The sequence below is a fragment of the Variovorax paradoxus genome (assembly GCF_000834655.1).
Taxonomy (GTDB): domain Bacteria; phylum Pseudomonadota; class Gammaproteobacteria; order Burkholderiales; family Burkholderiaceae_C; genus Variovorax; species Variovorax paradoxus_F.
Genome location: NZ_JXQQ01000033.1, coordinates 64,460 through 90,001, shown reverse-complemented (window position 1 = coordinate 90,001; position 25,542 = coordinate 64,460). Strand labels below are relative to the sequence as shown.

The 25,542-nt window shown below is 66.6% G+C and carries 24 protein-coding genes and 1 tRNA gene; 7 read left to right on the top strand and 18 right to left on the bottom strand.

What is annotated here, in order from left to right:
* Positions 1-163 precede the first annotated feature (163 nt).
* Both RT97_RS15815 and RT97_RS15810 read left to right on the top strand, forming a co-directional pair.
* A complete protein-coding gene (locus RT97_RS15815) occupies positions 164-1,753 on the top strand; it encodes a GMC family oxidoreductase (RefSeq protein WP_080898316.1) in 1,590 nt (529 codons plus the stop codon).
* Positions 1,754-1,897: 144 nt separating this feature from the next.
* Entirely contained in the window at positions 1,898-2,284 is a 387-nt protein-coding gene (locus tag RT97_RS15810; protein ID WP_042579737.1) for a hypothetical protein, read from the top strand.
* A 540-nt stretch (positions 2,285-2,824) separates the two neighbouring features.
* Here the strand turns inward: RT97_RS15810 and RT97_RS15805 are convergent.
* The 6 genes from RT97_RS15805 to tolB (RT97_RS15780) form a co-directional block, all read right to left on the bottom strand.
* Positions 2,825-2,900: transfer RNA gene (locus RT97_RS15805), tRNA-Lys, on the bottom strand.
* 49 nt (positions 2,901-2,949) lie between these two features.
* Positions 2,950-3,792 carry a tRNA threonylcarbamoyladenosine dehydratase gene (locus RT97_RS15800; RefSeq protein WP_042579736.1) on the bottom strand — a complete coding sequence of 281 codons (843 nt, stop codon included), beginning with the start codon at positions 3,790-3,792 and terminating at the stop codon, positions 2,950-2,952.
* A gap of 19 nt (positions 3,793-3,811) precedes the next feature.
* A complete protein-coding gene (gene ybgF / locus RT97_RS15795) occupies positions 3,812-4,561 on the bottom strand; it encodes a tol-pal system protein YbgF (protein ID WP_042579735.1) in 750 nt (249 codons plus the stop codon).
* The gene (pal, locus tag RT97_RS15790; protein WP_042579734.1) at positions 4,561-5,082 is read right to left on the bottom strand and encodes a peptidoglycan-associated lipoprotein Pal; all 522 of its coding nucleotides are present in this window, start codon (positions 5,080-5,082) and stop codon (positions 4,561-4,563) included. The genes ybgF and pal overlap by 1 nt, the downstream gene beginning before the upstream one ends.
* Before the next feature lie 24 nt (positions 5,083-5,106).
* The gene (tolB, locus tag RT97_RS15785; protein WP_155403826.1) at positions 5,107-6,288 is read right to left on the bottom strand and encodes a Tol-Pal system beta propeller repeat protein TolB; all 1,182 of its coding nucleotides are present in this window, start codon (positions 6,286-6,288) and stop codon (positions 5,107-5,109) included.
* A 178-nt stretch (positions 6,289-6,466) separates the two neighbouring features.
* Positions 6,467-7,693: a Tol-Pal system beta propeller repeat protein TolB gene (gene tolB / locus RT97_RS15780; protein ID WP_042579733.1), complete on the bottom strand. Its 1,227-nt coding sequence runs from the start codon at positions 7,691-7,693 to the stop codon at positions 6,467-6,469.
* Between the two features lie 254 nt (positions 7,694-7,947).
* Here tolB (RT97_RS15780) and msbA point away from each other — a divergent pair, with 254 nt between their 5' ends.
* Entirely contained in the window at positions 7,948-9,732 is a 1,785-nt protein-coding gene (gene msbA, locus RT97_RS15775) for a lipid A export permease/ATP-binding protein MsbA (protein WP_042579732.1), read from the top strand.
* Positions 9,733-9,741: 9 nt separating this feature from the next.
* Here the strand turns inward: msbA and rng are convergent, their stop codons facing one another.
* The 9 genes from rng to RT97_RS15730 are packed head-to-tail and all read right to left on the bottom strand — an operon-like array spanning position 9,742 to position 17,323.
* Positions 9,742-11,268 carry a ribonuclease G gene (gene rng, locus RT97_RS15770; RefSeq protein ID WP_042579731.1) on the bottom strand — a complete coding sequence of 509 codons (1,527 nt, stop codon included), beginning with the start codon at positions 11,266-11,268 and terminating at the stop codon, positions 9,742-9,744.
* A gap of 7 nt (positions 11,269-11,275) precedes the next feature.
* Positions 11,276-11,878: a Maf family protein gene (locus RT97_RS15765; RefSeq protein ID WP_042579730.1), complete on the bottom strand. Its 603-nt coding sequence runs from the start codon at positions 11,876-11,878 to the stop codon at positions 11,276-11,278.
* Between the two features lie 2 nt (positions 11,879-11,880).
* The gene (locus tag RT97_RS15760) at positions 11,881-12,561 is read right to left on the bottom strand and encodes a phytanoyl-CoA dioxygenase family protein (RefSeq protein WP_042579729.1); all 681 of its coding nucleotides are present in this window, start codon (positions 12,559-12,561) and stop codon (positions 11,881-11,883) included.
* Positions 12,558-13,025, bottom strand: coding sequence for a 23S rRNA (pseudouridine(1915)-N(3))-methyltransferase RlmH (rlmH, locus tag RT97_RS15755; protein WP_042579728.1), 468 nt, complete (start codon positions 13,023-13,025; stop codon positions 12,558-12,560). Before rlmH ends, RT97_RS15760 begins: the two co-directional genes overlap by 4 nt.
* Positions 13,022-13,702 carry a ribosome silencing factor gene (gene rsfS / locus RT97_RS15750; RefSeq protein ID WP_042579727.1) on the bottom strand — a complete coding sequence of 227 codons (681 nt, stop codon included), beginning with the start codon at positions 13,700-13,702 and terminating at the stop codon, positions 13,022-13,024. The genes rlmH and rsfS overlap by 4 nt, the downstream gene beginning before the upstream one ends.
* The gene (gene nadD, locus RT97_RS15745) at positions 13,702-14,331 is read right to left on the bottom strand and encodes a nicotinate (nicotinamide) nucleotide adenylyltransferase (RefSeq protein ID WP_042579726.1); all 630 of its coding nucleotides are present in this window, start codon (positions 14,329-14,331) and stop codon (positions 13,702-13,704) included. The genes rsfS and nadD overlap by 1 nt, the downstream gene beginning before the upstream one ends.
* Positions 14,328-15,245 (bottom strand): oxygen-dependent coproporphyrinogen oxidase, encoded by a 918-nt coding sequence (gene hemF / locus RT97_RS15740; protein ID WP_042579725.1) that lies wholly within the window; start codon positions 15,243-15,245, stop codon positions 14,328-14,330. Before hemF ends, nadD begins: the two co-directional genes overlap by 4 nt.
* On the bottom strand, positions 15,245-16,543 hold the full coding sequence (purD, locus tag RT97_RS15735; RefSeq protein WP_042579724.1) for a phosphoribosylamine--glycine ligase: 1,299 nt from the start codon (positions 16,541-16,543) through the stop codon (positions 15,245-15,247). The genes hemF and purD overlap by 1 nt, the downstream gene beginning before the upstream one ends.
* 54 nt (positions 16,544-16,597) lie before the next feature.
* Positions 16,598-17,323: a YebC/PmpR family DNA-binding transcriptional regulator gene (locus RT97_RS15730; RefSeq protein WP_042579723.1), complete on the bottom strand. Its 726-nt coding sequence runs from the start codon at positions 17,321-17,323 to the stop codon at positions 16,598-16,600.
* Between the two features lie 116 nt (positions 17,324-17,439).
* Here RT97_RS15730 and RT97_RS15725 point away from each other — a divergent pair, with 116 nt between their 5' ends.
* From RT97_RS15725 to RT97_RS15710, 4 genes are read left to right on the top strand one after another with little or no spacing between them, the layout of a single operon-like run.
* Positions 17,440-18,228 carry a class I SAM-dependent methyltransferase gene (locus RT97_RS15725; RefSeq protein ID WP_042579722.1) on the top strand — a complete coding sequence of 263 codons (789 nt, stop codon included), beginning with the start codon at positions 17,440-17,442 and terminating at the stop codon, positions 18,226-18,228.
* 2 nt (positions 18,229-18,230) lie between these two features.
* Positions 18,231-19,265 carry a Rid family hydrolase gene (locus RT97_RS15720; protein WP_042579721.1) on the top strand — a complete coding sequence of 345 codons (1,035 nt, stop codon included), beginning with the start codon at positions 18,231-18,233 and terminating at the stop codon, positions 19,263-19,265.
* A 44-nt stretch (positions 19,266-19,309) separates the two neighbouring features.
* The gene (locus RT97_RS15715; protein ID WP_253278239.1) at positions 19,310-20,110 is read left to right on the top strand and encodes a lysophospholipid acyltransferase family protein; all 801 of its coding nucleotides are present in this window, start codon (positions 19,310-19,312) and stop codon (positions 20,108-20,110) included.
* Positions 20,077-20,853, top strand: a complete 777-nt coding sequence (locus RT97_RS15710; RefSeq protein WP_042579720.1) for a glycosyltransferase family 2 protein — start codon at positions 20,077-20,079, stop codon at positions 20,851-20,853. Before RT97_RS15715 ends, RT97_RS15710 begins: the two co-directional genes overlap by 34 nt.
* Here RT97_RS15710 and RT97_RS15705 read toward each other — a convergent pair.
* From RT97_RS15705 to macA, 3 genes are read right to left on the bottom strand one after another with little or no spacing between them, the layout of a single operon-like run.
* Positions 20,844-22,298 carry an efflux transporter outer membrane subunit gene (locus RT97_RS15705; protein ID WP_080898314.1) on the bottom strand — a complete coding sequence of 485 codons (1,455 nt, stop codon included), beginning with the start codon at positions 22,296-22,298 and terminating at the stop codon, positions 20,844-20,846. The two genes, RT97_RS15710 and RT97_RS15705, sit on opposite strands and share 10 nt — an antisense overlap.
* The gene (macB, locus tag RT97_RS15700; RefSeq protein WP_042579719.1) at positions 22,291-24,273 is read right to left on the bottom strand and encodes a macrolide ABC transporter ATP-binding protein/permease MacB; all 1,983 of its coding nucleotides are present in this window, start codon (positions 24,271-24,273) and stop codon (positions 22,291-22,293) included. The genes RT97_RS15705 and macB overlap by 8 nt, the downstream gene beginning before the upstream one ends.
* The gene (macA, locus tag RT97_RS15695) at positions 24,270-25,433 is read right to left on the bottom strand and encodes a macrolide transporter subunit MacA (protein ID WP_042579718.1); all 1,164 of its coding nucleotides are present in this window, start codon (positions 25,431-25,433) and stop codon (positions 24,270-24,272) included. Before macA ends, macB begins: the two co-directional genes overlap by 4 nt.
* Between the last annotated feature and the right edge of the window lie 109 nt (positions 25,434-25,542).

The window sequence follows — 25,542 nt, the reverse complement described above, 5'->3', positions numbered from 1 at the left end:
CTAGCTTAAAGCCAGGCGAAAGCCGCTGCGAATGCCCGACCAAAAGCGTCCGTGAATTCATACAAATTTGATAGATTCGGCAAATACGAAGATACTTGCGTCGGCTTCTGCGAGTAACGATGCGGCGGCCATTCGATCCACCTCTTCTTTTAAAACAACCAACGTGAACCAGGAAATACCAGACACCTCTTCAGCAGCCTCCTCCGGTGACGCTTGCGCCACCGACTTCGACTTCATCGTCTGTGGCGCCGGCACAGCCGGCTCCGTGGTTGCAGGCCGGTTGGCCGAAAACCCGGAAGTGCGGGTCTTGCTCATCGAGGCGGGCACCGATGACGAGCATCCGCACATCCTGGAGCCAGGAAACTGGCCCTTGAACCTGGGCAGCGAGCGCGACTGGAACTTTGCCGGCGCCCCGAATCCTCACGTCAACAACAGGCAGATCCCGCTGAACATGGGCCGGGCATTGGGCGGCGGTTCGAGTGTCAACGTCATGCTGTGGGCGCGAGGGCACAAGAACGATTGGGAAGACTTCGCAGAAGAGAGCGGCAACCCGGCCTGGAACTACGAATCGGTGCTCGGCATTTATCGACGCGTGGAAGACTATGTCGGCACGCCCGATGCAACGCGTCGCGGTGTGGGTGGCCCGGTCCATATCGCCCCAGCTCGCGATGCTCAACCGATTGCGAATGCAATGATCTCGGCCGCCGGCTTGCTTGGCGTGCCGACCTTCGACAACCCGAACGGCGAAATGATGGAAGGTCGCGGCGGAGCCGCTCTGAATGACCTGATCGTCAAGGAAGGTCGACGCAACTCCATCTACCGTGCCTACGTGCACCCGCGCCGTGGCCAACCCAATCTCACCGTTCTGACGAACACGCTCGTCAGCCGGCTGGTCTTTCAAGGCAAGCGCGTCATCGGTGTGGAAGCCGTCAGGAATGGCCAGTCGGTTCGCTTCGGTGCGCGCAGCGAGGTCGTTCTTTCGCTGGGTGCCGTGAACACACCGAAGGTTCTCATGCAGTCAGGCGTGGGCCCCGAAGAAGAACTGGGTCGCCATGGCATCAAGGTAATCCAGCATCTGCCGGGCGTTGGAGCCAACCATCAGGACCACGTGTCGTTTGCCGTGATCTTCGAGTACGAATCGCCGCAGCCCGTGGGCTACGGAGGTTCCGAGGCAACGCTTTATTGGAGCAGCCAGAGCGCCTTGCGCCTTCCCGATATGTTTCACTGCCAGGTCGAGTTTCCGGTGCCCAGCGCAGAAAACGCGACGCTCGGCGTGCCTGCGCATGGCTGGACGATGTTCGCGGGCCTTGCGCATCCGCAGAGCCGCGGTCAGATCACGCTTTCGGGCGCGAAGGTCACCGACGCACCGATCATCCAGGCCAACACACTCTCTCACCCTGCGGATCTGCGCGGCGCGTTGGAGAACATCCGCTTCGTCCAGGAACTCGGTGCACAAGCTCCCTTCAAGGGCCTGGTCAAGGGCGAAAGACTGCCCGGGAAGATGGACAGGATCTCTCTCGAAAATTACGCACGCAACGCTGCAGTCACCTACTGGCACCAGTCCTGCACCGCCAAGATGGGGCGAGACCCGATGTCCGTGGTCGACGGTCAGCTCCGGGTGTACGGACTTCAAGGTCTGCGCATTGCCGACGCATCGATCATGCCGCACGTGACCAGCGGCAACACGATGGCGCCGTGCGTCGTGATCGGTGAGCGCGCGGTCGAGGAGATCCGTGCCAGCCACGGCATCTAGCGTCCTCATCCCACCCACGAATCGCAGCCTGCGAAGAGTCTGGGCATTCGGAACACGGTCCCACCCGGCTCACACGGCATGGCAGCGTCCAGCAGCCTCCTGCCGTTCCCCCTTCACTTCAATTTCAACCTAGGAAACACTCACATGAACACCAAGCAATTCTTCAGCGCCCTCGCCTTCACCGCAGTCGGAATCGCGACGAGCGCACAGGCCGAAAACTACGATGGCGTGGCCACCATCCGGTCCGAACGTCCCCGCGCCGACCTGGCAGCCGAGGCGCGTGAAGCCGCGCGCAACCCGATCGCGGGCGAAGCTTCCTTTGTCAGCAAGATCGATGTGCCGAACGAAAGATTGGCACGGGCAGAAGTTCGCAACGCAGCGCTGTCTATCGCCCGCGCAGGCAATCCGTATGGAGACAATGCCGGCGCTGGCGTGCTTGGCTTGACCAGCGGGCCCGCTACCCACAAGTCTCTGGAACCGCAGGCACGCAAGACTCCCGACGCGAACCGGAACCGCGCCTCCGGCGGCTGATTCGATTGCTGCCCGCACCCGCGTGACTCCCGTACATCGCCGGTCGGGCTGAATGGTCCGAGAAAGCTCGTGCTCGAAGGATTACATGCTGTAGGCCTTTGACGGTATTCCAAAGCGCACTGTGCCAAGCTCATGCCTTGGGTGCGGCTTGCTCGGAGCCGCTCCCCACTCGTTCAGGCGTCCTTGATTCGAAGTTCGCAAGGCGTATGAACCGGGTCGGCTTTCCCCGGGAAATTCAACACTTTTGACGCGCACGACGGAGCACCAATTGAATCTTGAGTCGATCAATCCGACTGTCTGGGGATGGCTGGCGGGCCTGTGCGTGCTGGGTTTGATCCGCTACTTGCTGAACCGGCGCAAGTAAGCGCCAGGCATCTCAGCGCACACGAAGTCATCGCACTCGGCCATCCACATCGACTGCGTCTGTCGAAGTCCCGACCTCGAAGCGGAACGGGCCTGCGCCCGCGCCGCGCAAAGCACAAAAAAAAGCCTGCTACCGATCAGATAGCAGGCTCTTCAATGACCATGCAGCTGGGCTGCTGGTAGGACGTACTGGATTCGAACCAGTGACCAACGGATTAAAAGTCCGCTGCTCTACCAACTGAGCTAACGTCCCGGAACCATTTTTCGCTTCTTGCCGACGTTGAATCCGGCAAAGCCAAAGATTATAGCGTGGCGTTGCTCGCGATTTTGTCGAGAACCCAACCTGCTGCACATTGTCCGAAAGTGGCCGTGACGCTGACCACCGAACCGTAGCCATGGCAGTTGAGCGATCCGTCGCCTTCGATTGCGCAGGATGCATCGGGTGGCGCAACGCTTTCGCGGCTGAAGACGCAGGTCACCCCGATCTTGCGGCCCTCGCGCGGCGCACCGTGGTCCTTGCGCAGGCGCTGGCGAAGCTGGGCGAGCAGCGGGTCGTGCGTGACGAGCGAAAGATCGTCGATGTCGACCTTGTGCGCCTGCCGCTTGCCGCCGGCCGCGCCTACGGTAATGAATGCAGCGCGCGACGCGCGTGCCCACGCGGCCATGGTCAGCTTGGCCTTCACCTGGTCGCAGGCGTCGATGACGACGGTGGCCGGGCCGTTCGCGGCTTGCGCGGCGTCGAGCAATGCACCCCAGTTGCCGGGCTCCACGAACTCGTCGAGCGCGAGCACCTTGCAGTCGGGGTTGATCTGCGCGATGCGGTCGCGCATGGCTTCGACCTTGGCCTGCCCCACCGTCGCATCGAGCGCGTGGATCTGGCGGTTGATGTTCGATTCCGACACGTGGTCCAGGTCGACCAGCGTCAGCCGCCCCACCCCGCTGCGCGCCAGGGCCTCGACCGCCCACGAGCCCACGCCGCCGATGCCGGCGACCAGCACGTGCGCGTTGCGGATGCGCGCGGCACCGGCCACGCCATAGAGGCGCTCCAGGCCGCCGAAGCGGCGCGCAAAGTCAGGCGCCGCGGTGTCGGTGACGACATCCGCGGCGACTGGGGTGGTTGACGCTGCTGGGAAGGTAGCGTTCAAGCGGCGTACTCCGCCGCCATCAGCGCAGGCGCGAGAGACGCTCTCGGCCCGCCTGTGCGGCTTCGGACTGCGGATAGGCCTTGGCCAGGTCTTCCAGCGTGCGGCGTGCCGAACGCGTGTCCTTCAGCTCGATCTGGCAGTTCGCGATCGACAGCACGGCCTCGGGCGCCTTGGCGTGGTCGGGTGCGAGCGAGAGCATCGAGCGGAAGTTCGCGATGGCCTCGTTGTAATTGCGCGTGGCGTACTGCGCATTGCCAAGCCAGAACAGCGCCGAGGCGTTGTAGCCGCTTTGCGGGTAGCGCTTGACGAATTCGGCGAAGGCGGTTTGCGACTGCGCGAACTGGCCGGCACGGAAGATGCCGAGGGCAGCTTCGAAGTCGGCCTTTTCCTTGGGATCGGCGTTGAACTCGCGGCCGTCGACAGTCACCTTGGACGGCTCGCTCTGCTTGAGCTTGTCGTCGAGGGTGCTCTGGCGCGACTGCATTTCGCTCAGCGTGCGCGTGAGCTGTTCGTTCTGGCCGGTCATGCGCGCCAGGTCGCCCCGCATCTGCTCGATCTGGTTCTGCAGGTCGAGCAGGCTGCGGCGCAACTGGCCGTTCTCGTCGGTCAGGCGCTGATCGGTTTGCTGGCGCATCGCCTCGACGCGCTGGCGCAGATCGAGAATGGCCTTGCGGGCCTCGTCATCCTCGAACAACGCGGCCTGCGATCCCATCGAGACGCACAGCAGGGCGGCAGCCAGCGCCGCGCCCCGCAACAGGACGCGTGGCATCACCGGGTGGTGTAGCGGATTTCAGCGCGACGGTTCTGCGCCCACGCCTCTTCGCCGGAGCCCTGGACCGCCGGCTTTTCCTTGCCGAAGCTCACGGCTTCGATCTGGCTGTCGCTCACGCCCAGGAGGGTCAGTGCACGACGGACGGCTTCGGAGCGCTTCTGGCCGAGGGCCAGGTTGTACTCACGGCCACCGCGCTCGTCGGTATGACCTTCGATCGAGATGCGGCGCTGGGGAGCGCTCTTCAGGAAGCGCGCGTGGCCGTCGATGATCGACTGGAACTCGGGCTTGACCGTGTAGCTGTCGTAGTCGAAGTACACGATGCGCGCAACGCCCACCGGGCCTTGCGCCGTGCCTGCGTTCGGGTCGGCGTTGACCGGCGTCACGGCGCTTGCGCTGCCGCCCTGCTGGCCTGCCGAGCCGCGGCCGTCGGTCACCGGCGTGTCGTTGAGCTTGGTGCCCGACGAGCAACCGGCGATGAGGGCCACGATGGCCAGCGAATAAATTGTGCGTTTCAACATTTCAAACTCCTCAAATAAACCTAATCATTGCTTTTGAAACGGACCCCAGTCCGGTTCCCTGATGTCTCCCGCCTGTCCCGCCAGTCGTGCCTTTATTTTTCCGTCGAGCGTGGTCGTCATGAGCGCTTCGCGGTCTTGAAGACGCGTTGCGTAGACGATCAGCTTGCTATTTGGGGCAAAACTTGGGCTCTCGTCGGCAGTGGTGTCGGTGATGGACGCAACTTTGCCGGTCGCCAACTCCATCACCTGGAGTTTGAAGGCAGTGTCCACGCGCGCGATGTAGGCCAACCACCGGCCATCGCCGCTGACGGACGGAGAAATGTTGTAGGTGCCGCTCGTCGTAACCCGGGTCGGGTTGCCGCCGCTCGCATTCATCTTGTAGATCTGGGGCGAGCCGCCGCGGTCGCTCACGAAATAGATGGTGCGGCCATCGGCCGAGTACGCGGGCTCGGTGTCGATGCTCGCGCTCTGCGTCAGCCGACGCGGTTCGCCACCGTTCGCCGGCACCGTATAGAGCTGCGAGCCGCCGTCGCGGCTGAGCGTGACGGCCAGCGTATTGCCGTCCGGCGCCCAGGCGGGTGCGCTGTTGGAGCCCCTGAAGTTCGCCAGCAGCCGGCGCTGGCCGCTGGTCACGTTGTGCACGTAGACGACGGGCTTGCGCGACTCGAAGGACACGTAGGCCAGTTGCTGGCCGCTGGACGACCAGGTGGGCGAGATGATCGGCTCCGGACTGGCGAGCGCGGCCTGCGCGTTCTCGCCGTCGGCATCGGCCACCCAGAGCGTGTTGCGGTTGGCGCCCTTGGTGACGTAGGCGATGCGGGTCGAGAAGATGCCCTTCTCGCCGGTCAGCTTTTCGTAGACGAAATCGGCGATGCGGTGCGACGCGAGGCGCAGGTCGCCCTGCGGCACGGTGTAGCTCTGTCCGCCCAGGTCCTGGCCCTTCACCACGTCCCAGAGCCGGAACTTCACATCGAAGCGGCCGTCGGCCAGCCGAGTGACGCTGCCAACGACCAGCGAGCCGGCTGTGCGCTGGCGCCAGAGCGACAGGTCGGGACGCGAGGCCTCGTCCAGCGCCTGGCCCGACGCATCGACGCCGCGGAATTGGCCGCTGCGTTCCAGGTCGGCCTGGACGATGTCGGAGATTTTCTGCGACGAGGCGTCCTGCCCCTTGAAGGGGACGAACGCGACCGGCAAGCCCCCGCCGATGGCGGCCGGCTTCGAGGGGCCGGCGCTGTCTTGCGGGCGCGCACTGCCGCTGCGATCGGGCACCGCCGGTTCATCGGGCTTCGTGTTCGCCGCGCAACCGGCGATCAAGGCCACGATGACCAGCGAATAAATCGTGCGTTTCAACGTTTCGAACCTCTGAGGATGCATCTGGTCCGGGTCATTGCTTGCGGAACGGTCCCCAGTCCGGCTCTCGGATGTCGCCAGCCTGTCCGGCTAGCCGCGCCTTGATCTTTCCGTCGAGCGTGGTCGTCATGAGCGCTTCGCGGCCTTGCAGGTGCGTTGCATAGACGATCAGCTTGCTGTTCGGCGCAAAGCTCGGGCTCTCGTCGGCGGTGGTGTCGGTGATCGACGCGACATTGCCGCTCGACAGCTCCATCACCTGGAGCTTGAAAGCACCGCCCACACGGGAGATGTACGCCAGCCACCGGCCGTCGCCGCTGATGGCGGGCGAGATGTTGTAGGTGCCGCTGAAGGTCACTCGCGACGGGCTACCGCCGCCGGAGCTCATCTTGTAGATCTGGGGCGCGCCGCCGCGGTCGCTCACGAAGTAGATGGTGCCGCCATCGGCCGAATACACGGGCTCGGTGTCGATGCTCGCGCTCTGCGTCAGCCGGCGCGGTTCGCCTCCGCTCGCCGGGATCGTGAAGAGTTGCGAGCCGCCGTCGCGGCTGAGCGTGACGGCGAGCGAACCGCCATCGGGGGCCCAGGCCGGCGCGCTGTTGGAGCCCTTGAAATTGGCCACCTGGCGGCGCTGTCCGCTGGACACGCTGTGCACGTAGACGACGGGCTTGCGCGACTCGAACGACACATAGGCCAGTTGCTGCCCATCGGCCGACCAGCGAGGCGAGATGATGGGCTCGGAGCTGGCGAGCGCGGCCTGCGCGTTCTCGCCGTCGGCATCGGCGACCCACAGCGCATAGCGGCTGCCGCCCTTGGTGACATAGGCGATGCGGGTCGAGAAGATGCCCTTTTCACCGGTCAGCTTTTCGTAGATGAAGTCCGCGATGCGGTGCGCCACCAGGCGAAGGTCACCCTGCGGCACCGTGTAATTCTGGAAGCCCAGCTCCTGGCCCTTGACCACGTCCCACAGTCGGAACTTCACATCGAAGCGGCCGTCGGCCAGGCGGGTGATGCTGCCACCGACCAGCGAGTCGGCGGTGCGCTGGCGCCACAGCGACCAGTCGGGACGAGACGTGTCGTCCAGAGCCTGGCCCGAGGCATCGACGCCGCGAAACTGGCCGCTTCTCTCGAGGTCGGCCTGGACGATGTCCGAGATCTTTTGAGGCGCGGCGTCCTGGCCCCGAAAAGCAACGAGCGCGATCGGCAATTGCGTCAGCCCGACACCCGACACTTCGACCCGGAACTGGGCGAGTGCTGGAAGCATGGGGGTGGCAGCAAGGGCCGCAATGAGCGTGCGGCGTGCAAAAAGTGATGAAGAAGGAGTTGGGATAGGAGCTGGCAACGGCTTGTTCATGCGGTTCGGAGAGGTTTTCGGCCGAAAAAGTTTCGGTCCGACGCAACGGGCCACATGTTACACACTGGCCCGGCGCCGCCGTCACAAAACGTTTATCCATCGGCGCGGTCCTACACGATGCCTGCCGAAAGCCGTCCCCGGGGCGACCCGTAGAATCCGCCGCCATGCAAGCATCCCCTGGCAGCGAGAACGCGCGCCCTCCCCTGATGCGCCGTCTGGCGCGCCTGATGACCTGGTTCGGCAGTTCGCGCAAATGGTGGGCCGTGGGGCTATGCGGGGCCATGCTGGCGGCGATCACCGAGCCGCTGATGGCCGCCCTTCTCAAACCCTTGCTCGACCGCGGCTTCACCCGCGGCGAGATGCCGCTGTGGTTCGTGCCCGCCGCCGTGCTGATGCTGTTCGCCGTGCGCGGCATCGCGCAATTCATCTCTCAATATGCCCTCTCGCGCATCGCCAACGAAGGCATGCAGAAGCTGCGCCGCGTGCTGTTCGAGCGGCTGCTCGGTGCCGAACTCGCCCTGTTCACGCGCCAGTCGGCGAGCGCGCTCTCGAACACCGTGGTCTACGAAGTCCAGACCGGCGCGATGCTGCTGGTGCAGGCGCTGCTCGGGCTTTCGCGCGACGGCTTCACGCTGATCGCGCTCTTGGGCTACCTCGTCTACCTGAACTGGAAGCTCACGCTGATCGTCGCCTTCCTGGTGCCCAGCATCTCCTGGATCATGAAGGTGTTCTCCAAGCGCCTCTACAAGCTCACGCAGCAGGGCCAGCAGGCGACCGACGAGCTGGCCTACGTGGTCGAGGAAAACGTGCTCGCCCATCGCGTCGTGCGGCTGCACGGCGCCGAGCAGGCCCAGGAGCGCCGCTTCGAGCAACTGAGCCAGCGCCTGAATCGCCTGGCAGTGAAGTCCACCATCGCCCAGGCCGCGACCACGCCGCTCACGCAGATGATGGCCTCGCTTGCGCTCTCGATCGTGGTGATGATCGCCCTCTGGCAAAGCGGCAAGCAGGGCTTCACGGTGGGCGGATTCGTCGCCTACATCACGGCGATGCTGATGCTGATCGCGCCGATCCGGCGACTGGCCGAAGTGGCCGGGCCCATCACGCGCGGGCTCGCCGCACTCGAACGCGGCTTGATCCTGGTCGACGAGGTCGCGCCCGAATCGCAGGGCAGCTTCGAGATGGCACACGCCGACGGCCACATCGAACTGCGCAACGTGCAGGTCAGCTATCGCGGCGACGACGAGCAACGCGCACTCGACGGCGTGAGCCTGACCATCCAGCCCGGCCAGGTGGTGGCCTTCGTCGGGCCTTCGGGCTCGGGCAAGACCACGCTGGTAAACCTGCTGCCGCGCTTCGTGCAGCCCAGCGGCGGGCAGGTGCTGCTCGACGGGCACGACACCAGCGAATGGAAATTGAAGAGCCTGCGCGCGCAGTTCGCGATGGTGAGCCAAGACGTGGTCATGCTCAACGACACGCTGGCGGCCAACGTGGCGCTGGGCTCGGAGATCGACCGCGAGCGCGTCAACGAATGCCTGGTCGCCGCCAACCTGAGCGCCCACGTCGAGAACCTGCCGCAGGGCATGGACACGGTGCTGGGCCACAACGCCACGCAGCTCTCGGGCGGCCAGCGCCAGCGGCTCGCGATTGCGCGTGCGCTCTACAAGAACGCGCCCGTTCTGCTGCTCGACGAGGCCACGTCGGCGCTCGACACCGAATCGGAACGGCTGGTGCAAGACGCCCTGCAGCGCCTGATGCAGAACCGCACCACGCTGATCGTGGCGCACCGGCTCTCGACCATCCAGCACGCGGACCGCATCATCGTCATGGAGCAAGGCCGCATCGCCGAGCAAGGCAGCCATCAACAGCTGATGGCGCTGGACGGCCTCTATGCGCGCCTGCAGACGCTGGCGGTGCGCAGCGCCACGCCGGGGCAAGACCCGACGCTCTGAGCCGCTCGCTCAGAGCAGCACGATGTCGTACTGCCCCTGCCCGATGGCGGGCTCGGACTGCAGCGAAATCGGCTTGCCGATGAAGTCGCTCAGCCCCGCCAGGTGCTGGCTTTCCTCGTCGAGAAAAAGCTCGATCACCTGCGGGGACGAGACGATCCGGAACTCGCGCGGCGTGAACTGCCGGGCTTCGCGCAGGATCTCGCGCATCACGTCGTAGGCCACGCTGCGCGCCGTCTTCACGATGCCCTGCCCGCCGCAGGCAGCGCACGGTTCGCACAGCATGTGGGCCAGCGATTCGCGCGTGCGCTTGCGCGTCATCTCGACCAGTCCGAGCTGCGAGAAGCCGCCCGCCGTCGTCTTGACGCGGTCGCGCGCCAATTGCTTGCGAAACTCCGCCAGCACCTGTTCGCGGTGGTCGTCGCGCCCCATGTCGATGAAGTCGACGATGATGATCCCGCCCAGGTTGCGCAGCCGCAGCTGCCGCGCAATCGCCTGCGCCGCTTCGAGATTGGTCTTGAAGATCGTGTCGTCGAAATTGCGCGCGCCGACGAAGCCGCCGGTGTTCACGTCCACCGTGGTCAGCGCCTCGGTCTGGTCGACCACGAGGTAGCCGCCCGACTTGAGTTCGACGCGCCGGCCCAGCGCCTTGGCGATTTCTTCGTCCACCGAATACAGGTCGAAGATCGGCCGCTCGCCCTTGTAGTGCTGCAGCTTGCCCGCGGCCTGCGGCATGAATTCGAGGCCGAACTTGAGCAGCACCTCGAACTGCTCGCGGGAATCGATGCGGATGGTCTGCGTGTCTTCGCTGGTCATGTCGCGCAGCACACGCTGCAAGAGGCTCAGGTCCTGGTGCAGCAGCGACATCGCAGGCAGCTTGCTCGACGCGTCGCGGATGCGCGACCAGGTCTTGCGCAGGTAGGCGATGTCCTCAGCCAGCTCGGCGTCGGACGAGTCCTCCCCGTTGGTGCGCAGGATGAAGCCGCCGGTGTTCGCCGGCACCACGCCGCCGCTGTCGGCCGCCGCGGCCGCCTCGATGAGGGTCAGCATGCGCGTGCGCAGCGACTCGCGCTGCTCCGAAGGAATCTTCTGCGAGACGCCGATGTGGTTGTCCTGCGGCAGGAACACCAGCAGCCGTCCGGCGATGCTGATCTGCGTGGACAGCCGCGCGCCCTTGGTGCCGATCGGGTCCTTGATCACCTGCACCAGCAGCGACTGTCCTTCGAACACCTGCTTCTCGATCGGCACCATCGGGCCGCCGTTGCGGTGATCGCGCTCGGGCGCCGGCGCACTCGCACGCGAGCCCGGCGTGAACGGCGCGACGATGTCGGCCACGTGCAGGAAGGCCGTGCGCTCCAGGCCGATGTCGATGAAGGCCGACTGCATGCCCGGCAGCACGCGCGAGACCTTGCCCAGGTAGATGTTGCCGACCAGCCCACGCTCCAGCGTGCGTTCGACGTGCAGTTCTTGCACCGCGCCGTGCTCGACCAGCGCCACTCGGGTCTCTTGGGGCGACCAGTTGATCAGGATGTCTTGCATGGAATTCTTAGGTATTGAAACCGGCGCTGCGAAGCAGCTGCGCGGTCTCGAACATCGGGAGTCCCATGATGCCCGAATAGGACCCGCTGATGTGCTCGATGAAGGCTGCCGCGGCCCCCTGGATCGCATAGGCGCCGGCCTTGCCGAGCGGCTCGCCGCCGGCAGCATAGCCGGCGATCTGCTTCTTCGTGATCGCTGCGAAACGCACGCGCGACACGCTGAGCGCCGCATGGCGGCGGCGGCCATGCTGCAGCGCGACGGCGGTCAGCACGCGGTGGGTGCTGCCGGACAGGAGCGCGAGCATCCGCTCGGCATCGCGCCCGTCTTCGGGCTTGCCGAGAATGGTGCGGCCGAGGGCGACCGTGGTGTCGGCGCAGAGCACGGGTGCATCGGACAGGCCGAGGCGCTTGCGCCGGGCGACCGCAGCATCGAGCTTGAGGGCGGTGACGCGCTGCACATAGGCCGTCGGCGACTCGTTGGGCAGCACGATTTCGAGCGACTCGGCGTCTTCGTCGGGCGTGGCCAGCAGCAACTCATGGCGAACGCCGAGTTGCCCGAGCAGTTGGGCGCGGCGCGGGCTCTGCGACGCGAGGTAGATGAAGTCGGGCAAGTTCAGGGCTCCGTGAGGTTCCAGACCAATCCATGCGGCAGGCGCGCAGGTCCGAACAGGAAGTGAAGGACGCGCCGGCGGACGGGCGCCCTGGCGCGAGAAGAAGCGTGCAGCAACAAGGGGCGCATGGCGAGCGCATCACCGCGTGCGGCGGTACAGGTCGTTTCGCCATGCATGTCGCGCAAGGCGCGCGCCTCTGCGTCACCAAGCCGGCCCGCGCGATGGCTGCCCGGCACGACACGCAGAGGGCCCGCATCGACGCCGCAGGCGTCCAGATGCACGCGCACCGCGAGCAACGACTCCAGCACGTCGACCGGCGGTTGCACATAGGGCTCGCCTTCCTTGACGGACACCGGCAGCGCCGCATCGGGCGGGTTAGACGAGGCAGGAATCGATGTGTCCTGGTGCAGCGCGACCAACCAGTTCCGGTCGGCGGTCTTGTCGAACAGGGTGCACTGCACGGCCGCCGATGCGGCGTTTAGCAGGCCGGCTTCGACGAGCCGTGTCTTGAGGAGCGCGGCCGTGTCGCGGCAGCGCGGTTGTTTCAGGAGGTTCCGGCTGCCGGCAGCGCCCTGCAGCCATGACTCCAGCGACGCTGCAACCTCGTCCAGGTGCCCGGCCTGCAGCAGTGCGGGCAGAAGTGCGTAGCCCGCCTCGTCGAGCAAGGCGACAGGCCCGGTCATTCCCGGTGGTACGGATGGCCCGCGTTGACCGACCAGGCCCGGTATAGCTGCTCGACCAGCAGCACCCGCGCCATCGCATGCGGCAGGGTCAGGTCCGAGAGGCGGATGCGTTCGTGCGCCGCGGCCTTGAAGGCGGGGTCGAGGCCGTCGGGGCCGCCGATGACGAGGGCCACGTCGTCGCCCTCGCCCTGCCAGGCCTGCAGCCGCGCCGCAAGCGCCTTGGTGGTGAGTGCGGTGCCGCGCTCGTCGAGCGCCACGATACGCATGCCGCGGGCAATGGCGCCCTCGATGCGCTCGCGTTCGGCGGCATAGAGCGTCTCCAATGACTTGGAGCCGCGGGGTTCTGTCTTGACGGCGCGCAGTTCGAGCTTGAGCTCGGGCGGAAAGCGCTTGGCGTAGTCGTCCCAGGCAGTCTGCGCCCAATCGGGCATGCGCTGCCCGACGGCGACCACCAGGAGCTTCATGCGCGGCGGGCTGGCGCCTTCTTGGCAGGCGCCTTCTTTGCCGCTGGCTTCTTTGCCGCAGGCTTGCCGATGACCTTGACCGGCGTGCGCGCGGTGGTGGTCGAGGGCTTCTTGGCGGGTGCCTTCTTTGCGGCCGTTTTTCTGGCGGGTGAGCGGCGAGCCTTCTCTTCCCTGGCTTCCTGTTCGGCAGCCTTGACCGCGGTCTTGGCGGCGCTTGCGCGGCGCAGCGAAGGCTCCTTGGCCGCGGGCTTTTTCTTCTTCTCGCCCGCTTCCTCCGTGCTCGACGCGGTGCTGGCGGCAGGCTTGGCGGCGCCGAGCTTGGCGCGCACCGGCTTGTCGCCCCAGATCTCTTCGAGGTGGTAGTACTGGCGGATGGCCGGCTGCATGATGTGCGCCACGGCCGCGCCGCAGTCCACGATGATCCACTCGCCGTTGTCCTCGCCCTCGATGCGCGGCTTGCCGAAACCGGCCTCGCGCACCGCATCGCGCACGCTGGCGGCGAGCGCCTTGGTCTGGCGATTGGAGGTGCCCGAGGCGACGATCACGCGCTCGAACAGCGGCGACAAGTGCTCCGTGTCGAATACCTGGATGTCCTGCGCCTTGACGTCTTCGAGACCATCGATGATGGCTCGCTGGAGTTTCTGGGTGTCTTTCTTGGCGGCGGCATCAGTGGTCATCAGGCAGAGCGGTAGAGGTGGTGTTGGTCAATATAGCGTGCAACCGTGGGCGGAACCAGCGAGGAAATGTCCACGCCCAGTGCAGCGCGCCGCCGAATCTCGGTGGCGCTGGTGTCCATGGCAGGCAGTTCTAGCGCCTCGAAACGCGCGCCAGCCGGGAGGTTGGGCAGCATGTTCGGATCAAAACGGGCAATGCCGCCCGTCGATAGTGCGCGATACGCTACAGAAACGATAGCAATGCCGAGTATAGCCTGCCAGCCGTGCCAGGTCGGCAACGCGCCCGCCTGGTCCGCGCCCATGATCAAGACCAGCTGGGCGCCTGGCTGCTCTTTCTGCAACTCGTGCAGGGTGTCCAGCGTGTAGGTCGGACCGTCGCGCAGCACTTCGCGGCTGTCGACGACGACCTTGCCCTTCAAGTCGCCGAAGGCAAGGCGCGTCATCGCGAGGCGGTCTTCCTTCGGCGTGAGGGTGCGGCTCTTGTGCCAGGCCTGCCCTGTCGGAATGACATGAAGCTCGGCCAGGCCGAGTTGCGCCTGAGCGGCTTCGGCCAGCGCGACGTGCGCGTTGTGCGGCGGATCGAAAGCGCCGCCGAAGACGCCGATGCGCGGGGCCTTGCCGGAAGAATTCACAACCAGTCGCGCCGCGGGAGAAAGTCGGTGTAGAGCGCTGCTTCAGGGCTGCCCGCCTCGGGTTGCTGGCGATAGGCCCAGCTCGCGAGCGGCGGCATCGACAGCAGGATCGACTCGGTGCGTCCGCCCGACTGCAGCCCGAAGTGGGTGCCGCGATCCCAAACGAGGTTGAACTCGACGTAGCGCCCGCGCCGGTACAGCTGGAATTCCCGCTCGCGCTCGTCGTAGTGCGTGTGGCGGCGGCGCTCGACCAGCGGCAGGTATGCCGGCAGGAAGGCATCGCCGACCGAGCGGATCAGCGCGAAGCCGTTCTCGAAACCGCCCTCGGCGAAATCGTCGAAGAAGATGCCGCCGATGCCGCGCTGTTCGTTGCGGTGCTTGAGGAAGAAATACTCGTCGCACCAGGTCTTGAAGAGCGAGTACTTGTCGTCGCCGAAGGGCATGAGCGCGTCGCGGCACGTGGTGTGGAAATGCACCGCGTCTTCCTCGAAGCCGTAGCAGGGCGTCAGGTCCATGCCGCCGCCGAACCAGCAGACCGGTTCGCCGCCCTCGGGCAGCGCCGCCAGCATGCGCACGTTCATGTGGACGATCGGCACGTACGGATTGCGCGGATGGAAGACCAGCGACACGCCCATCGCTTCGAACGGCGCGCCTGCCAGTTCAGGCCGGTTCTGCGTGGCCGAAGGCGGCAGCCTGGGTCCGCGGACCTGCGAGAAGCCGCAGCCCGCGCGCTCGAAGAGCGCCCCGCCTTCGAGGATGCAAGTCAGGCCATTGCCCTGCAGCGGCTCACCCGGTGCCTTGTGCCAGGCATCGTGCAGGCAGGTGCCTCCATCGGCCTCTTCGACCGCCGCGATGATCGACTGCTGCAGTCCGCGCAGGTAGCTGCCGACTGCCGCGGGGTTCGTCTGCTGCATCAGGCTTGGGGCGCGTTGCGCGCATGCACTGCGCGGAATCCGATGTCCTTGCGGTATTGCGCGCCGTCGAAGCGCACACGCGCCGCGACCTCGTAGGCCCGCTGCTGCGCGAGCTTCACGCTGTCGGCCAGAACGGTCACGCAGAGCACGCGGCCGCCGCTGGTCTTCAGGTCGCCGTCCTGCATGGTCGTTCCGGCATGGAACACCACGGCATCGGGCGCCTCGGCGGGGATGCCGGTGATGCGGTCGCCCTTGCGCGGCGAGAGCGGATAGCCGTGCGCCGCCATGACCACGCCGAGCGCGACACGGCGATCCCACTGCAGCTCGACCTGGTCGAGCGTGCCGTCGGTGGCGTGCCAGAACACCTCGAACAGGTCGGACTTCAGCCGCATCATGATCGGCTGCGTCTCGGGGTCGCCCATGCGGCAGTTGAATTCGAGCGTCTTCGGATGGCCGGTCGCATCGATCATGAGGCCCGCGTAAAGGAAACCGGTGTACGGAATGCCGTCTTTTTCCATGCCGCGGATGGTCGGCAGGATGATCTCGCGCATCGCACGCGCATGCACCTCGGCGGTGACCACCGGCGCGGGCGAATATGCGCCCATGCCGCCGGTATTGGGGCCCTCGTCGCCGTCGAGCAGGCGCTTGTGGTCCTGGCTGGTGGCGAGCGCGGTGACGTTCTTGCCATCGCACAGCACGATGAAGCTGGCTTCCTCGCCCTGCAGGAATTCTTCGATGACCACGCGTGCGCCGCCGTCGTTGTGCGACACGCCGAACTTGTTGTCCACCAGCATGAAGTCGACGGCCTCGTGCGCTTCTTGCGCGGTCATGGCCACGACCACGCCCTTGCCGGCCGCCAGGCCATCGGCCTTGACGACGATCGGCGCGCCCTTGGCGTCGATGTAGGCATGCGCCGCCGCGGCGTCGGTGAAGGCCTCGTATTCGGCGGTCGGGATCTTGTGGCGCTTCATGAACGCCTTGGAGAACGCCTTGGAGCTCTCCAACTGCGCGGCCGCCTGCGTTGGGCCGAAGATGCGCAGCCCGTGCGCCCGGAATTCATCGACCACGCCCGCTGCGAGCGGCGCCTCGGGGCCGACCACGGTCAGCGAGATCTTTTCCTGGATGGCCCACTCGCGCAGCGCGGCGGGCTCGGTGATGTCGATGCAGTCGTAGCGCTCGTCGCTCACGGTGCCGCCGTTGCCCGGCGCCACGTAGACGCGGCTGACCCGGCTGGCTTGTGCCAACCGCCAAGCCAAGGCGTGTTCACGGCCCCCTCCTCCAATAACCAGTACCTTCATTCGTGGGCCTTCTTCATTCGCTGTGGATCAATGTTCATTCATTCGCTCGATCGCTCATTCGGCGAGCGAGGCGTTGTGATAGACGGCCTGCACATCGTCCAGGTCTTCCAGCACGTCGAGCAGCTTCTGCATCTTCGCGGCGTCCTCGCCGGCCACGTCCACCGTGTTCTCGGCCCGCATGGTGACTTCGGCCACTTCGGGCTTGAGGCCCGCGGCTTCGAGCGCGTTCTTGACGGCTTCGAAATCGAGGGCGGCGGTGATCACCTCGATGGCGCCGTCGTCGTCGGTGACGACGTCTTCGGCGCCCGCTTCGAGCGCCACTTCCATCACCTTGTCTTCATCGGTGCCGGGCGCGAAGATGATCTGGCCGCAGTGCTTGAACTGGAAGGCCACCGAGCCTTCGGTGCCCATGTTGCCGCCGTGCTTGGAGAAGGCATGGCGCACTTCGGCCACGGTGCGCACGCGGTTGTCGGTCATGGTGTCCACGATGATCGCGGCGCCGCCGATGCCATACCCCTCGTAACGAATTTCCTCGTAGTTGACGCCTTCGAGGTTGCCGGTGGCCTTGTCGATGTTGCGCTTGACCGTGTCGATCGGCAGGTTGACCGCCTTGGCCTTTTCGACCGCCAGCCGCAGCCGCGGGTTGGCGCTCAGGTCGCCGCCGCCGGCGCGGGCTGCCACGGTGATTTCACGGATGGCGCGGGTCCAGAGCTTGCCGCGCTTCTCGTCCTGGCGGCCCTTGCGGTGCTGGATGTTTGCCCATTTGCTGTGTCCGGCCATGGCTTTCTATCTCGCTGTCTTGTGTTTTCAAAGCAAGGTGCGAGTTTACTGTCCGGCGCACACAACGCCCGCCGGCCCCCAGGATTTCGGCCGGGGCTTTTGGCGATAATCTTTCGATGACGCCATCGCCTACCGTCGGAACCGGGAATCCCGACACCCTCGCGCCTCACGCGCCCCTTCCGCTGTACTACAACAATGAGGCAGAGCACCAGGCATTCCTTCGCCGCATCTTCGACAGCACCGCGGCGGACTACGACCGCATCGAGGCCGTGCTCGCATTCGGCACCGGCCCCTCGTACCGTCGCGCTGCACTGCAGCAAGCCGGCCTTGCCGCTGGCGCAGAGGTGCTCGACGTGGGCATCGGCACCGGCCTCGTGGCGCGCGAGGCGCTCAAGATCATCGGCCCCACGGGCAAGCTCACCGGCGTCGACCCCAGCGCCGGCATGATGGAACAGGTCAAGCTGCCCGGCGTCGAGCTGCTGCAGGGCGTGGCCGAATCCCTGCCACGCCCCGACGCCAGCTGCAACTTCGTGAGCATGGGCTACGCCATGCGCCACATCAGCGACGTGGCGGCCGCCTTCAGCGAATTCCATCGCGTGCTGCGTCCGGGCGGCCGCGTGATCGTGCTGGAAATCACCAAGCCCGAGGGCCGCATCGCGACGGCGCTGCTCAAGGGCTACATGCGCGCCGTGGTGCCGCTGATCGCCCGCGTGGTCGGCCGCCAGCGCAACACATCCGAACTGTGGCGCTACTACTGGGACACCATCGAGGCTTGCATTCCCCCCGCGCGGGTCATGCAGGCGCTGGGCGATGCGGGCTTCACCGAGGTGCGCCGCTACCCGAGCCTGGGAGTCTTTTCTTCCTACACCGCCCGCAAACCAGAACAGACCGCTAAGGCCGCTTGACAGTGCGAGTTCAGGACGACACCTTTTCTTCCCACCTGCGCGTCGAGCGCCTTTCGCTGGCCGACAGCCTCGCGCTGGCCGCGAACGGCAAGGCGCCTTTCGCAGCCCTTGGCTACGGCACGCCGCACAGCGTGGCCTGGATGCCGACCGTCAATGCGCGCGTGCTGTCGTCGCACGGCGCCATGGCCGACGTGTGGCACGTGACGGGCGTGCACGTCGAATCGGGCACCACCGGCATCGCGCGCTGGCGCACCGACGGGCAGTGGCTCCTCGGCGCCATCGACCTGGACGAAGCCGCCGAGAAGCAGGGCCTGGCCGAACTCGCGCACCGCGCCTACCGCGATCTCTTCAAGACGCTCGAGCAGGCCGGCACACCCCACCTGCAGCGCATCTGGAACTACCTGCCGCAAATCAACGCCGACGGCGGCGGACTCGAACGCTACCGCCAGTTCAACCTCGGCCGGCAGGAGGCCTTCCTGGAAGCCGGCCGTGCCGCGTTCGAGGGCGCGCCCGCAGCGTGCGCGCTGGGCATCCACCAGGGCATGCTTTCGATCCGCTTCCTCGCGGGCCAGGCGGCACCGCTGCCGGTCGAGAACCCACGGCAGGTCTCGGCCTATCGCTACCCCGAAACCTACGGACCGCGCTCGCCGACGTTCTCTCGCGCAGCGCTCTCGGACATCGGCGACGGGAACATTGCGCTCTTCATCTCCGGCACCGCGAGCATCGTCGGGCACGAGACGCAGCACCACGGCGACGTGCTGGAGCAGACGCGCGAAACGCTGCGCAACCTGGGCGCCGTGATCGCCGCCGCCAACGAGCGCGCCACCGCGACCTTCTCGCTCGCGGATCTGGATTGCGTGGTGTACGTGCGCCACCCTTCGGACACCGCGGCGGTGCGCCGCGTGATCGAAGACGCGCTGGGCGCCGACGCCCCGATGGCACGCCATGCGGTGTACCTGGAAGCCGACATCTGCCGCAGCGATCTGCTGGTCGAGATCGAAGCCCACACGGTCGCGGCCGGCAGGCTGCAGGCTTGAGCCGCGGTTCGCTCGACCGACCGGGGCCGACCATTCATTCCTCCATGATGACCCGCGTGCTGCGCATTCTCTGGGCGATCCCGCTCGCGCTGATGCTCTACGCGCTGCTGCTGTTCCTCGGACTGATTTCGCTGGTCTGGAACTTCGTCGCGATGCTGCTCTATCCGCTGATGCCGGTGGGGCCCGCCCGAACGCTGGGCCGCATGACGATCGCCCTCGCCTACCGCATGTTCTGGTGGCTCGCCTCCGTGACCGGCATGATGCGCATCGACGCCGCCTGCCTGGACCCGATGCGCAACGAGCCCGGGGTGATCTTCGTGGCCAACCACCCGACGATGCTCGATGCGCTGCTCCTGGTGGCGCGCCTTCCGCGCAGCGCCTGCATCATGAAGGCCGACCTGCTGCGCAACATCTTCCTGGGGGCCGGAGCCCGGCTCGCGCGCTACATCAGCAACGAATCGGCGCGCACGATGGTGCGGCTGGCGGTGAACGACCTGCGCAGCGGCGGGCAGCTGGTGATCTTTCCCGAGGGCACGCGCACCGTGACGCCCCCGCTCAACGCGTTTCGCCCCGGCGTGACGCTGATCGCCAAGCTCGCGCAGGCGCCGATCCAGACGGTGTTCATCGACACCGACTCACCGTATCTGAGCAAGGGCTGGCCGCTGTGGCGCGTGCCGCCGCTGCCGATCGTCTTCACCCTCAGGCTGGGCCAGCGCTTCTCGCCGACGCCCGACAGCGACATCCTGCAAGCCGATCTCGAACAATACTTTCGCCAACACATGGAACAGCGCGCAACCGACGCGTCCCCCGAATGCCAGACGCCTCGCGCACACACCTTGTCCTGATTCCCAGCTACAACGCGGGCGAACGCCTGTTCTCGACGGTCGAGGGCGCGCGGGCGCAGTGGAACCCGGTGTGGGTGGTGGTCGACGGCAGCGACGACGGCACGGGCGAGCGCCTGCAGCAGATGGCCGCCAGCGATCCGGGCTTGCGCGTGTGGGTGTTGCCGCAGAACCAGGGCAAGGGCGCCGCCGTGCTGCACGGGCTGCGCCTGGCGAAGGACGCCGGCTTCACGCATGCGCTGACGATGGATTCCGACGGACAGCATCCGGCCGACCTGATCCCCTCCTTCATGCAGGCCTCGCTGGCCCGGCCCGAGACGATGGTGCTGGGGCGGCCCGTGTTCGATGCCAGCGCGCCGCTGTTGCGGGTGCGCGGGCGGCGCGTGTCGAACGGGTGGACGCAACTCGAGACGCTGTTTGCCGGCATCGGCGATTCGCTCTACGGCTTCCGCGTGTATCCCATCGCGGACCTGATCGCCGTGATGGCGCGCCAGCCCTGGATGCGGCGCTTCGACTTCGACACCGAAGCGGTCGTGCGCCTCGCCTGGCGCGGCGTCAAGCCTGTGAACATCGATGCGCCGGTGAAGTACCTGACGGCCGAGGAAGGCGGGGTTTCGCACTTCCGCTACGGGCGCGACAACGTGCTGCTGACGTGGATGCACGCCCGGCTGATGGTCGAATTCGTCCTGCGACTGCCCGCGTTGATTCTTCGCAAGCTCCGCGGAGCGCCGCCCTTTCAGGACTGACCGGCCGCCGCACCACCGGCACCACCGGCACCACCGGCACCACCGGCACCACCGGCACCACCCGCACCACTCGCACCACCCAGCGCCTTGTAGAGCGTCATCGTCGCATTGAGCTGGTTCAAGCGATTGAGGGCCAGCGACACCTCGGCCGAACGGCGCCTGTCCTTGGCGTCGAGCACGGGCTGCAGCGCGGTGGCGCCGGCGCGGTAGCGCACTTCGGACAAAGTCTCCGCGCGCTGCGCCTGCTGCAGCGCCACCACCAGCTTCCCGCTCTCCTCACGCAACTGCGTTCGCGACGACAAGGTGTTCTCCACCTCCGACAGCGACGTGTAGAGCGCCTGGCGGAACCCGAGCACGGCCTCTTCGTACTGCGCCTGCGACACGGCCACGGTCAGCCGTGCGGTGTTCCACTGCAGGAAAGGCAATGCCAGGCCCGCACCGAGCGTGGCGACCGGATTCTTCAACAGCTCGCCCAGCGCCGTGCTCGTCGTGCCGAGCGAGCCGGTCAGGCTCAGCGCCGGATAGAAGCTGGTGCGCGTTGCATCGACGTTCGCCAGCGATCCGCGCAGGCGCTGCTCCGCGGCGCGCAGGTCGGGCCGGCGGCTCAGCAGGCTGGCGGGCAGACCGACATCGATCGCGGGCAGTTCGATGTTCGGCAGTTGCGACGGCTCCTGCGCCGCGGCTTCCGGCGGACGGTCGAACAGGATCGCCAACGCATGGCGTGCCTCGACACGCTGCTGCAGCAGTTGCGTATGTGCCGCCTCCTGGCTCGCCAGGTTTTGCCCGGCCTGCGCAACGTCGAGTCCCGACACCGCGCCCGCCGCATATTTCGCACGCACCAGCGCGAGGATGCGCCGCGCGTCTTCCATGCCCGCTTCGCTGAGCGCGATGCGCTGGTTCAGGTAGCCCACCTGCCAGTAGAGCCCTGCGGTCGTACCGATCAACGAGAGCGCCGTGGCCTGCCGGTCCGACTCGGTGGCTTTCAGTTCCCAGTCGGCGGCACTGCGCTGCGCTGCGAGCCGGCCCCACAGGTCGAGCTCATAGCTCAGCGTGATGACCGACGACGAACTCGATCCGGCCACGCTGCCGCGCTGGAGGTCGTAGCTGCGGCCGGTGCTGGCCTGCCCCACCACGCCCGGCGTGAGGTTGGTGTTCGCCAGGCCCGCCTGCAACTGCGCGCGCTGCACGCGAATGCCGGCCGCGGCAAGGTCGTTGTTGGTGCGCAGCGCGTCGTCGATCAGCGCGTCGAGCTGCGGATCGTTGAACGCGCGCCACCATCGGGCCGGAAACACCGCGGCCGCGCTCGGCGTGCCGGGTTGCGGCTGCTGCCACGCCTGCGGCACCTCCAGCGGCCGTTGCTCCCGCCGCTCGGGCTGGAACAGCGTGCAGCCACCCAGCGCCAGCACCGTCGCGAGCGAACTCAGGGCAAGGCGCGCGCTATTCACGAGCCAGCGCCTCGATCGGATCGAGCCGCGCCGCATTGCGCGCCGGCAGGTAGCCGAACAACACGCCGATCAGCGAGGCGCACAGAAAAGCCGACACCACGGCCCCCATCGAAAAGATCATTTGCCATTGCGTCACGAAGAGCGAAAACAGAAAGCTGATGCCATACGACAGCAGCACGCCGATGAAGCCGCCGACCAGGCACACGAGCACCGCCTCGGTCAGGAACTGCTGCAGCACGTCGCTCTGCCGCGCGCCCACGGCCATGCGGATGCCGATCTCGCGGGTGCGCTCGGTCACCGACACCAGCATGATGTTCATCACCCCGATGCCGCCCACCACCAGCGAGATCACCGCGATCAGCGACAGCAGCAGCGTGAGCGACTGGCTCGTGCGCTCGGCCGTCTTCACGATGCTGTCCATGTTGAAGGTGAAGAAGTCCTTGGCCCCATGGCGCAGGGTAAGCAGCCGCACGATGCTGTCCTCGGCCGCCTTGGTCGGCTGGTCGTCGCGGATGCGCACGGTGATGCCGTCGAAGTGCTGCTGCCCGAAGAGGCGGCTCGCGCCGGTGCTGTAGGGCAGCCAGATGTTGAGCGTCTTGTTCTCGCCGAACATGGCTTTCTTCTCTTGCGAGACGCCGATCACCGTGCACGGCAGATTGCCGACCAGGATGACCTTGCCGACCGGGTCGGTGCCGTCCGGGAAAAGCTTGCGCCGCGTGTTCGCATCGATCACCACCACCTGCGCCTGGTGGCGCACGTCGGCGGCGGTGAAGGCCGTGCCGCTGGTCATCTGGATGTCGCGCACGCGAAAGAAGGCATCGCTCACGCCGCTCACGTTGCCGTTGACGTCGGCGCTGCGGTAGCGCAGGCGCAGGCTGCGCACGACGGTGGGCGTCACGCTGTGCACATAGGGCTGCGCGGCGATCGCCTCCAGGTCGGCCGGCGTCAGCGTGCGGATGCTCGCGGCCTTGTCGTCGCCGAAGTCGCGGCCCGGGTACACGTCCAGCGTGTTGGTGCCGATGGCGCGGATGTCCGCCAGCACGAAGCGCTTGGCGCCCTCCCCGATGGCCACGATCGACACCACCGAGGTGATGCCGATCACGATGCCCAGCATGGTGAGCGCCGTGCGCATGCGGTGCGCCATCATCGAGCGCCAGGCCATGCGAAAGGCCTCGGCGAAGCGGGCCCAGCCGGTGCTCAGGCTCGCGATGCCGAGCTTGGGCCTGGTCATGGGGGGCGGTGTCGATGCATCGGTCCCGACCGCCTGCGCAGGCGCCGCGATCGTCGGCACATTGGGCCTGTCGCCCACGATCACGCCGTCGGCGATCTCGATGATGCGTTCGGTGCAACTGGCCACCTGCATGTCGTGCGTCACGATGATGATCGTGTGGCCCTGCGCATGCAGTTCGCGCAGGATGCCGATGACCTCCTGGCCGCTCTTGCTGTCCAGTGCGCCGGTCGGCTCGTCGGCCAGGATGACCTGGCCGCCATTCATCAGCGCGCGCGCGATGCTCACGCGCTGCTGCTGGCCGCCCGAGAGTTGGCTCGGCCGGTGCTCGGTACGGTCTGCGAGGCCCAGGCGCGCGAGCAACTGCCGCGCCCGCGCATCGCGCGCTACGCCCTCGGTGCCGGCATACACGGCAGGCACCTCGACATTGCCCGCGGCCGTCAGGTGCTGCATCAGGTGGTAGCGCTGGAAGATGAAGCCGAAGTGCTCGCGGCGAAGTTGGGCAAGCGCGTCGCTGTCGAGCGTGCCCACGTCGTGGCCCGAGACGGTGTAGGTGCCGCTGCTGGGCCGGTCGAGGCAACCGAGGATGTTCATCAGCGTCGACTTGCCCGAGCCCGAGGCGCCGACGATGGCCAGCATCTCGCCGTTGCCGATGTCCAGGTCGACGTCCTTGAGCACCTGCACTTCCTGCTCGCCCGAAGGAAAGCTGCGGCCGATGCCGCGCAGCTTCAGCAGCGGCTCCGTCACTGGCGCCTTCCTCTGTTGCCGCCGCCTTCGCCGCTGCTGACCGGATCGAGCGCCGAGGCATCGCCGGTGATGACGGTGTCGCCCTCCTTGAGCCCCTCGAGCACCTGCGCCTGGAAGTTGTTGCTGATGCCCACGCGCACCTGCCGCTTTTCAACCGTCTGGTCGGGCTTGAGCACGCGCACTTCCTGGCGGCCGTCCTTGTCGCGCGCGCCGAGCGCGGTGAGCGGCACCGTGAGCGCCTGCTTTGCCTCGCCCAGCAGGATGGCCACCTGCGCCGTCATGTCGACGCGCAGCGTGCGGTCGGGGTTCGGCACGTCGAACAGCGCGTTGAAGAACACCGCGTTGTTGATCTTCTCGGGCGAGGGCTGCACCGCGCGCAGCGTGCCGTGGTAGCGCTTGTCGGGGTCGCCGAGGATGGTGAAGTACACCGGCTGCCCCGCCTTCACGCGCACCACGTCGGCCTCCGACACCTGCGCCTTCACGGTCATGGTCGACAGGTCGGCCAGCTTCATCAGCGTGGGTACCTGGAAGGCGGCGACCACGGTCTGGCCCTCGAGCGTGTTGATGGAAACCACGTCACCATCGATGGGCGCGACGATGCGGGTGTACGAAAGATTGGTCTGCGCCGAGGCCATGGCGAGCTTCTGCTGGCGGATCTGCGCGTCCAGCGAAACGCCGTCGGCGCGCAGCGCGCGCAACTCGGCGTCGGCGCTTTCCATGTCCTGTCGCGGCGCGGCGTCCTGCGCAAGCATTTCGCGCTGCCGAGCCCAGGTGAGCTCGGCCTGCTTCACGCGCACCTCCTTCGCGAGCTTCTGCGCCTGCAGGTTCTCCAGCTTGGCCTGCTCCTGGGCCAGCGTGTTCTGCGAGATGACCGGATCGATCTCGGCGAGCCAGTCGCCCTTCTTCACCGTTTGCCCCAGCACCACCTTGAGCGACTTGAGCTGGCCGCTGACCTGCGCGCCCACTTCCACCTGCCTGAGCGCCTGCAGCACGCCGGTGGCCAGCACAGCGTTTTCGAGGTCGGTGCGCTGCACGGTGGCGGTGAGGTATTCGGTTTTCTTGGCCGGACTCAGCCAGAAGAAGGCGATGACGGCCAGGACGACGAGCGCTGCGATACCGAGAAGGAGCTTGCGCGATCGCCGTGGAGGGGTGTTGGGCATGCAGTGAGGTGAAAGTGAAGGGTGCTGCTGTTCGAGCGGGCTTGATCCTAGCCTTGCATTCTGAAGATCCGCTAAAGGCGGAGTTCCCTCGAAAGGCCATTTCGCGGCA

What these genes read in the sequence shown, in the direction of transcription:
- RT97_RS15810 (WP_042579737.1), top strand. Translation starts at nt 1,898, where the DNA reads ATGAACACCAAGCAATTCTTCAGCGCCCTCGCCTTCACCGCAGTCGGA.
- ybgF (WP_042579735.1), bottom strand. Translation starts at nt 4,561, where the DNA reads ATGCCACGCGTCCTGTTGCGGGGCGCGGCGCTGGCTGCCGCCCTGCTG.
- pal (WP_042579734.1), bottom strand. Translation starts at nt 5,082, where the DNA reads ATGTTGAAACGCACAATTTATTCGCTGGCCATCGTGGCCCTCATCGCC.
- tolB (WP_042579733.1), bottom strand. Translation starts at nt 7,693, where the DNA reads ATGCTTCCAGCACTCGCCCAGTTCCGGGTCGAAGTGTCGGGTGTCGGG.
- msbA (WP_042579732.1), top strand. Translation starts at nt 7,948, where the DNA reads ATGCAAGCATCCCCTGGCAGCGAGAACGCGCGCCCTCCCCTGATGCGC.
- rng (WP_042579731.1), bottom strand. Translation starts at nt 11,268, where the DNA reads ATGCAAGACATCCTGATCAACTGGTCGCCCCAAGAGACCCGAGTGGCG.
- RT97_RS15760 (WP_042579729.1), bottom strand. Translation starts at nt 12,561, where the DNA reads ATGACCGGGCCTGTCGCCTTGCTCGACGAGGCGGGCTACGCACTTCTG.
- rlmH (WP_042579728.1), bottom strand. Translation starts at nt 13,025, where the DNA reads ATGAAGCTCCTGGTGGTCGCCGTCGGGCAGCGCATGCCCGATTGGGCG.
- rsfS (WP_042579727.1), bottom strand. Translation starts at nt 13,702, where the DNA reads ATGACCACTGATGCCGCCGCCAAGAAAGACACCCAGAAACTCCAGCGA.
- hemF (WP_042579725.1), bottom strand. Translation starts at nt 15,245, where the DNA reads ATGCAGCAGACGAACCCCGCGGCAGTCGGCAGCTACCTGCGCGGACTG.
- purD (WP_042579724.1), bottom strand. Translation starts at nt 16,543, where the DNA reads ATGAAGGTACTGGTTATTGGAGGAGGGGGCCGTGAACACGCCTTGGCT.
- RT97_RS15730 (WP_042579723.1), bottom strand. Translation starts at nt 17,323, where the DNA reads ATGGCCGGACACAGCAAATGGGCAAACATCCAGCACCGCAAGGGCCGC.
- RT97_RS15725 (WP_042579722.1), top strand. Translation starts at nt 17,440, where the DNA reads ATGACGCCATCGCCTACCGTCGGAACCGGGAATCCCGACACCCTCGCG.
- RT97_RS15715 (WP_253278239.1), top strand. Translation starts at nt 19,310, where the DNA reads ATGATGACCCGCGTGCTGCGCATTCTCTGGGCGATCCCGCTCGCGCTG.
- RT97_RS15710 (WP_042579720.1), top strand. Translation starts at nt 20,077, where the DNA reads ATGCCAGACGCCTCGCGCACACACCTTGTCCTGATTCCCAGCTACAAC.
- macA (WP_042579718.1), bottom strand. Translation starts at nt 25,433, where the DNA reads ATGCCCAACACCCCTCCACGGCGATCGCGCAAGCTCCTTCTCGGTATC.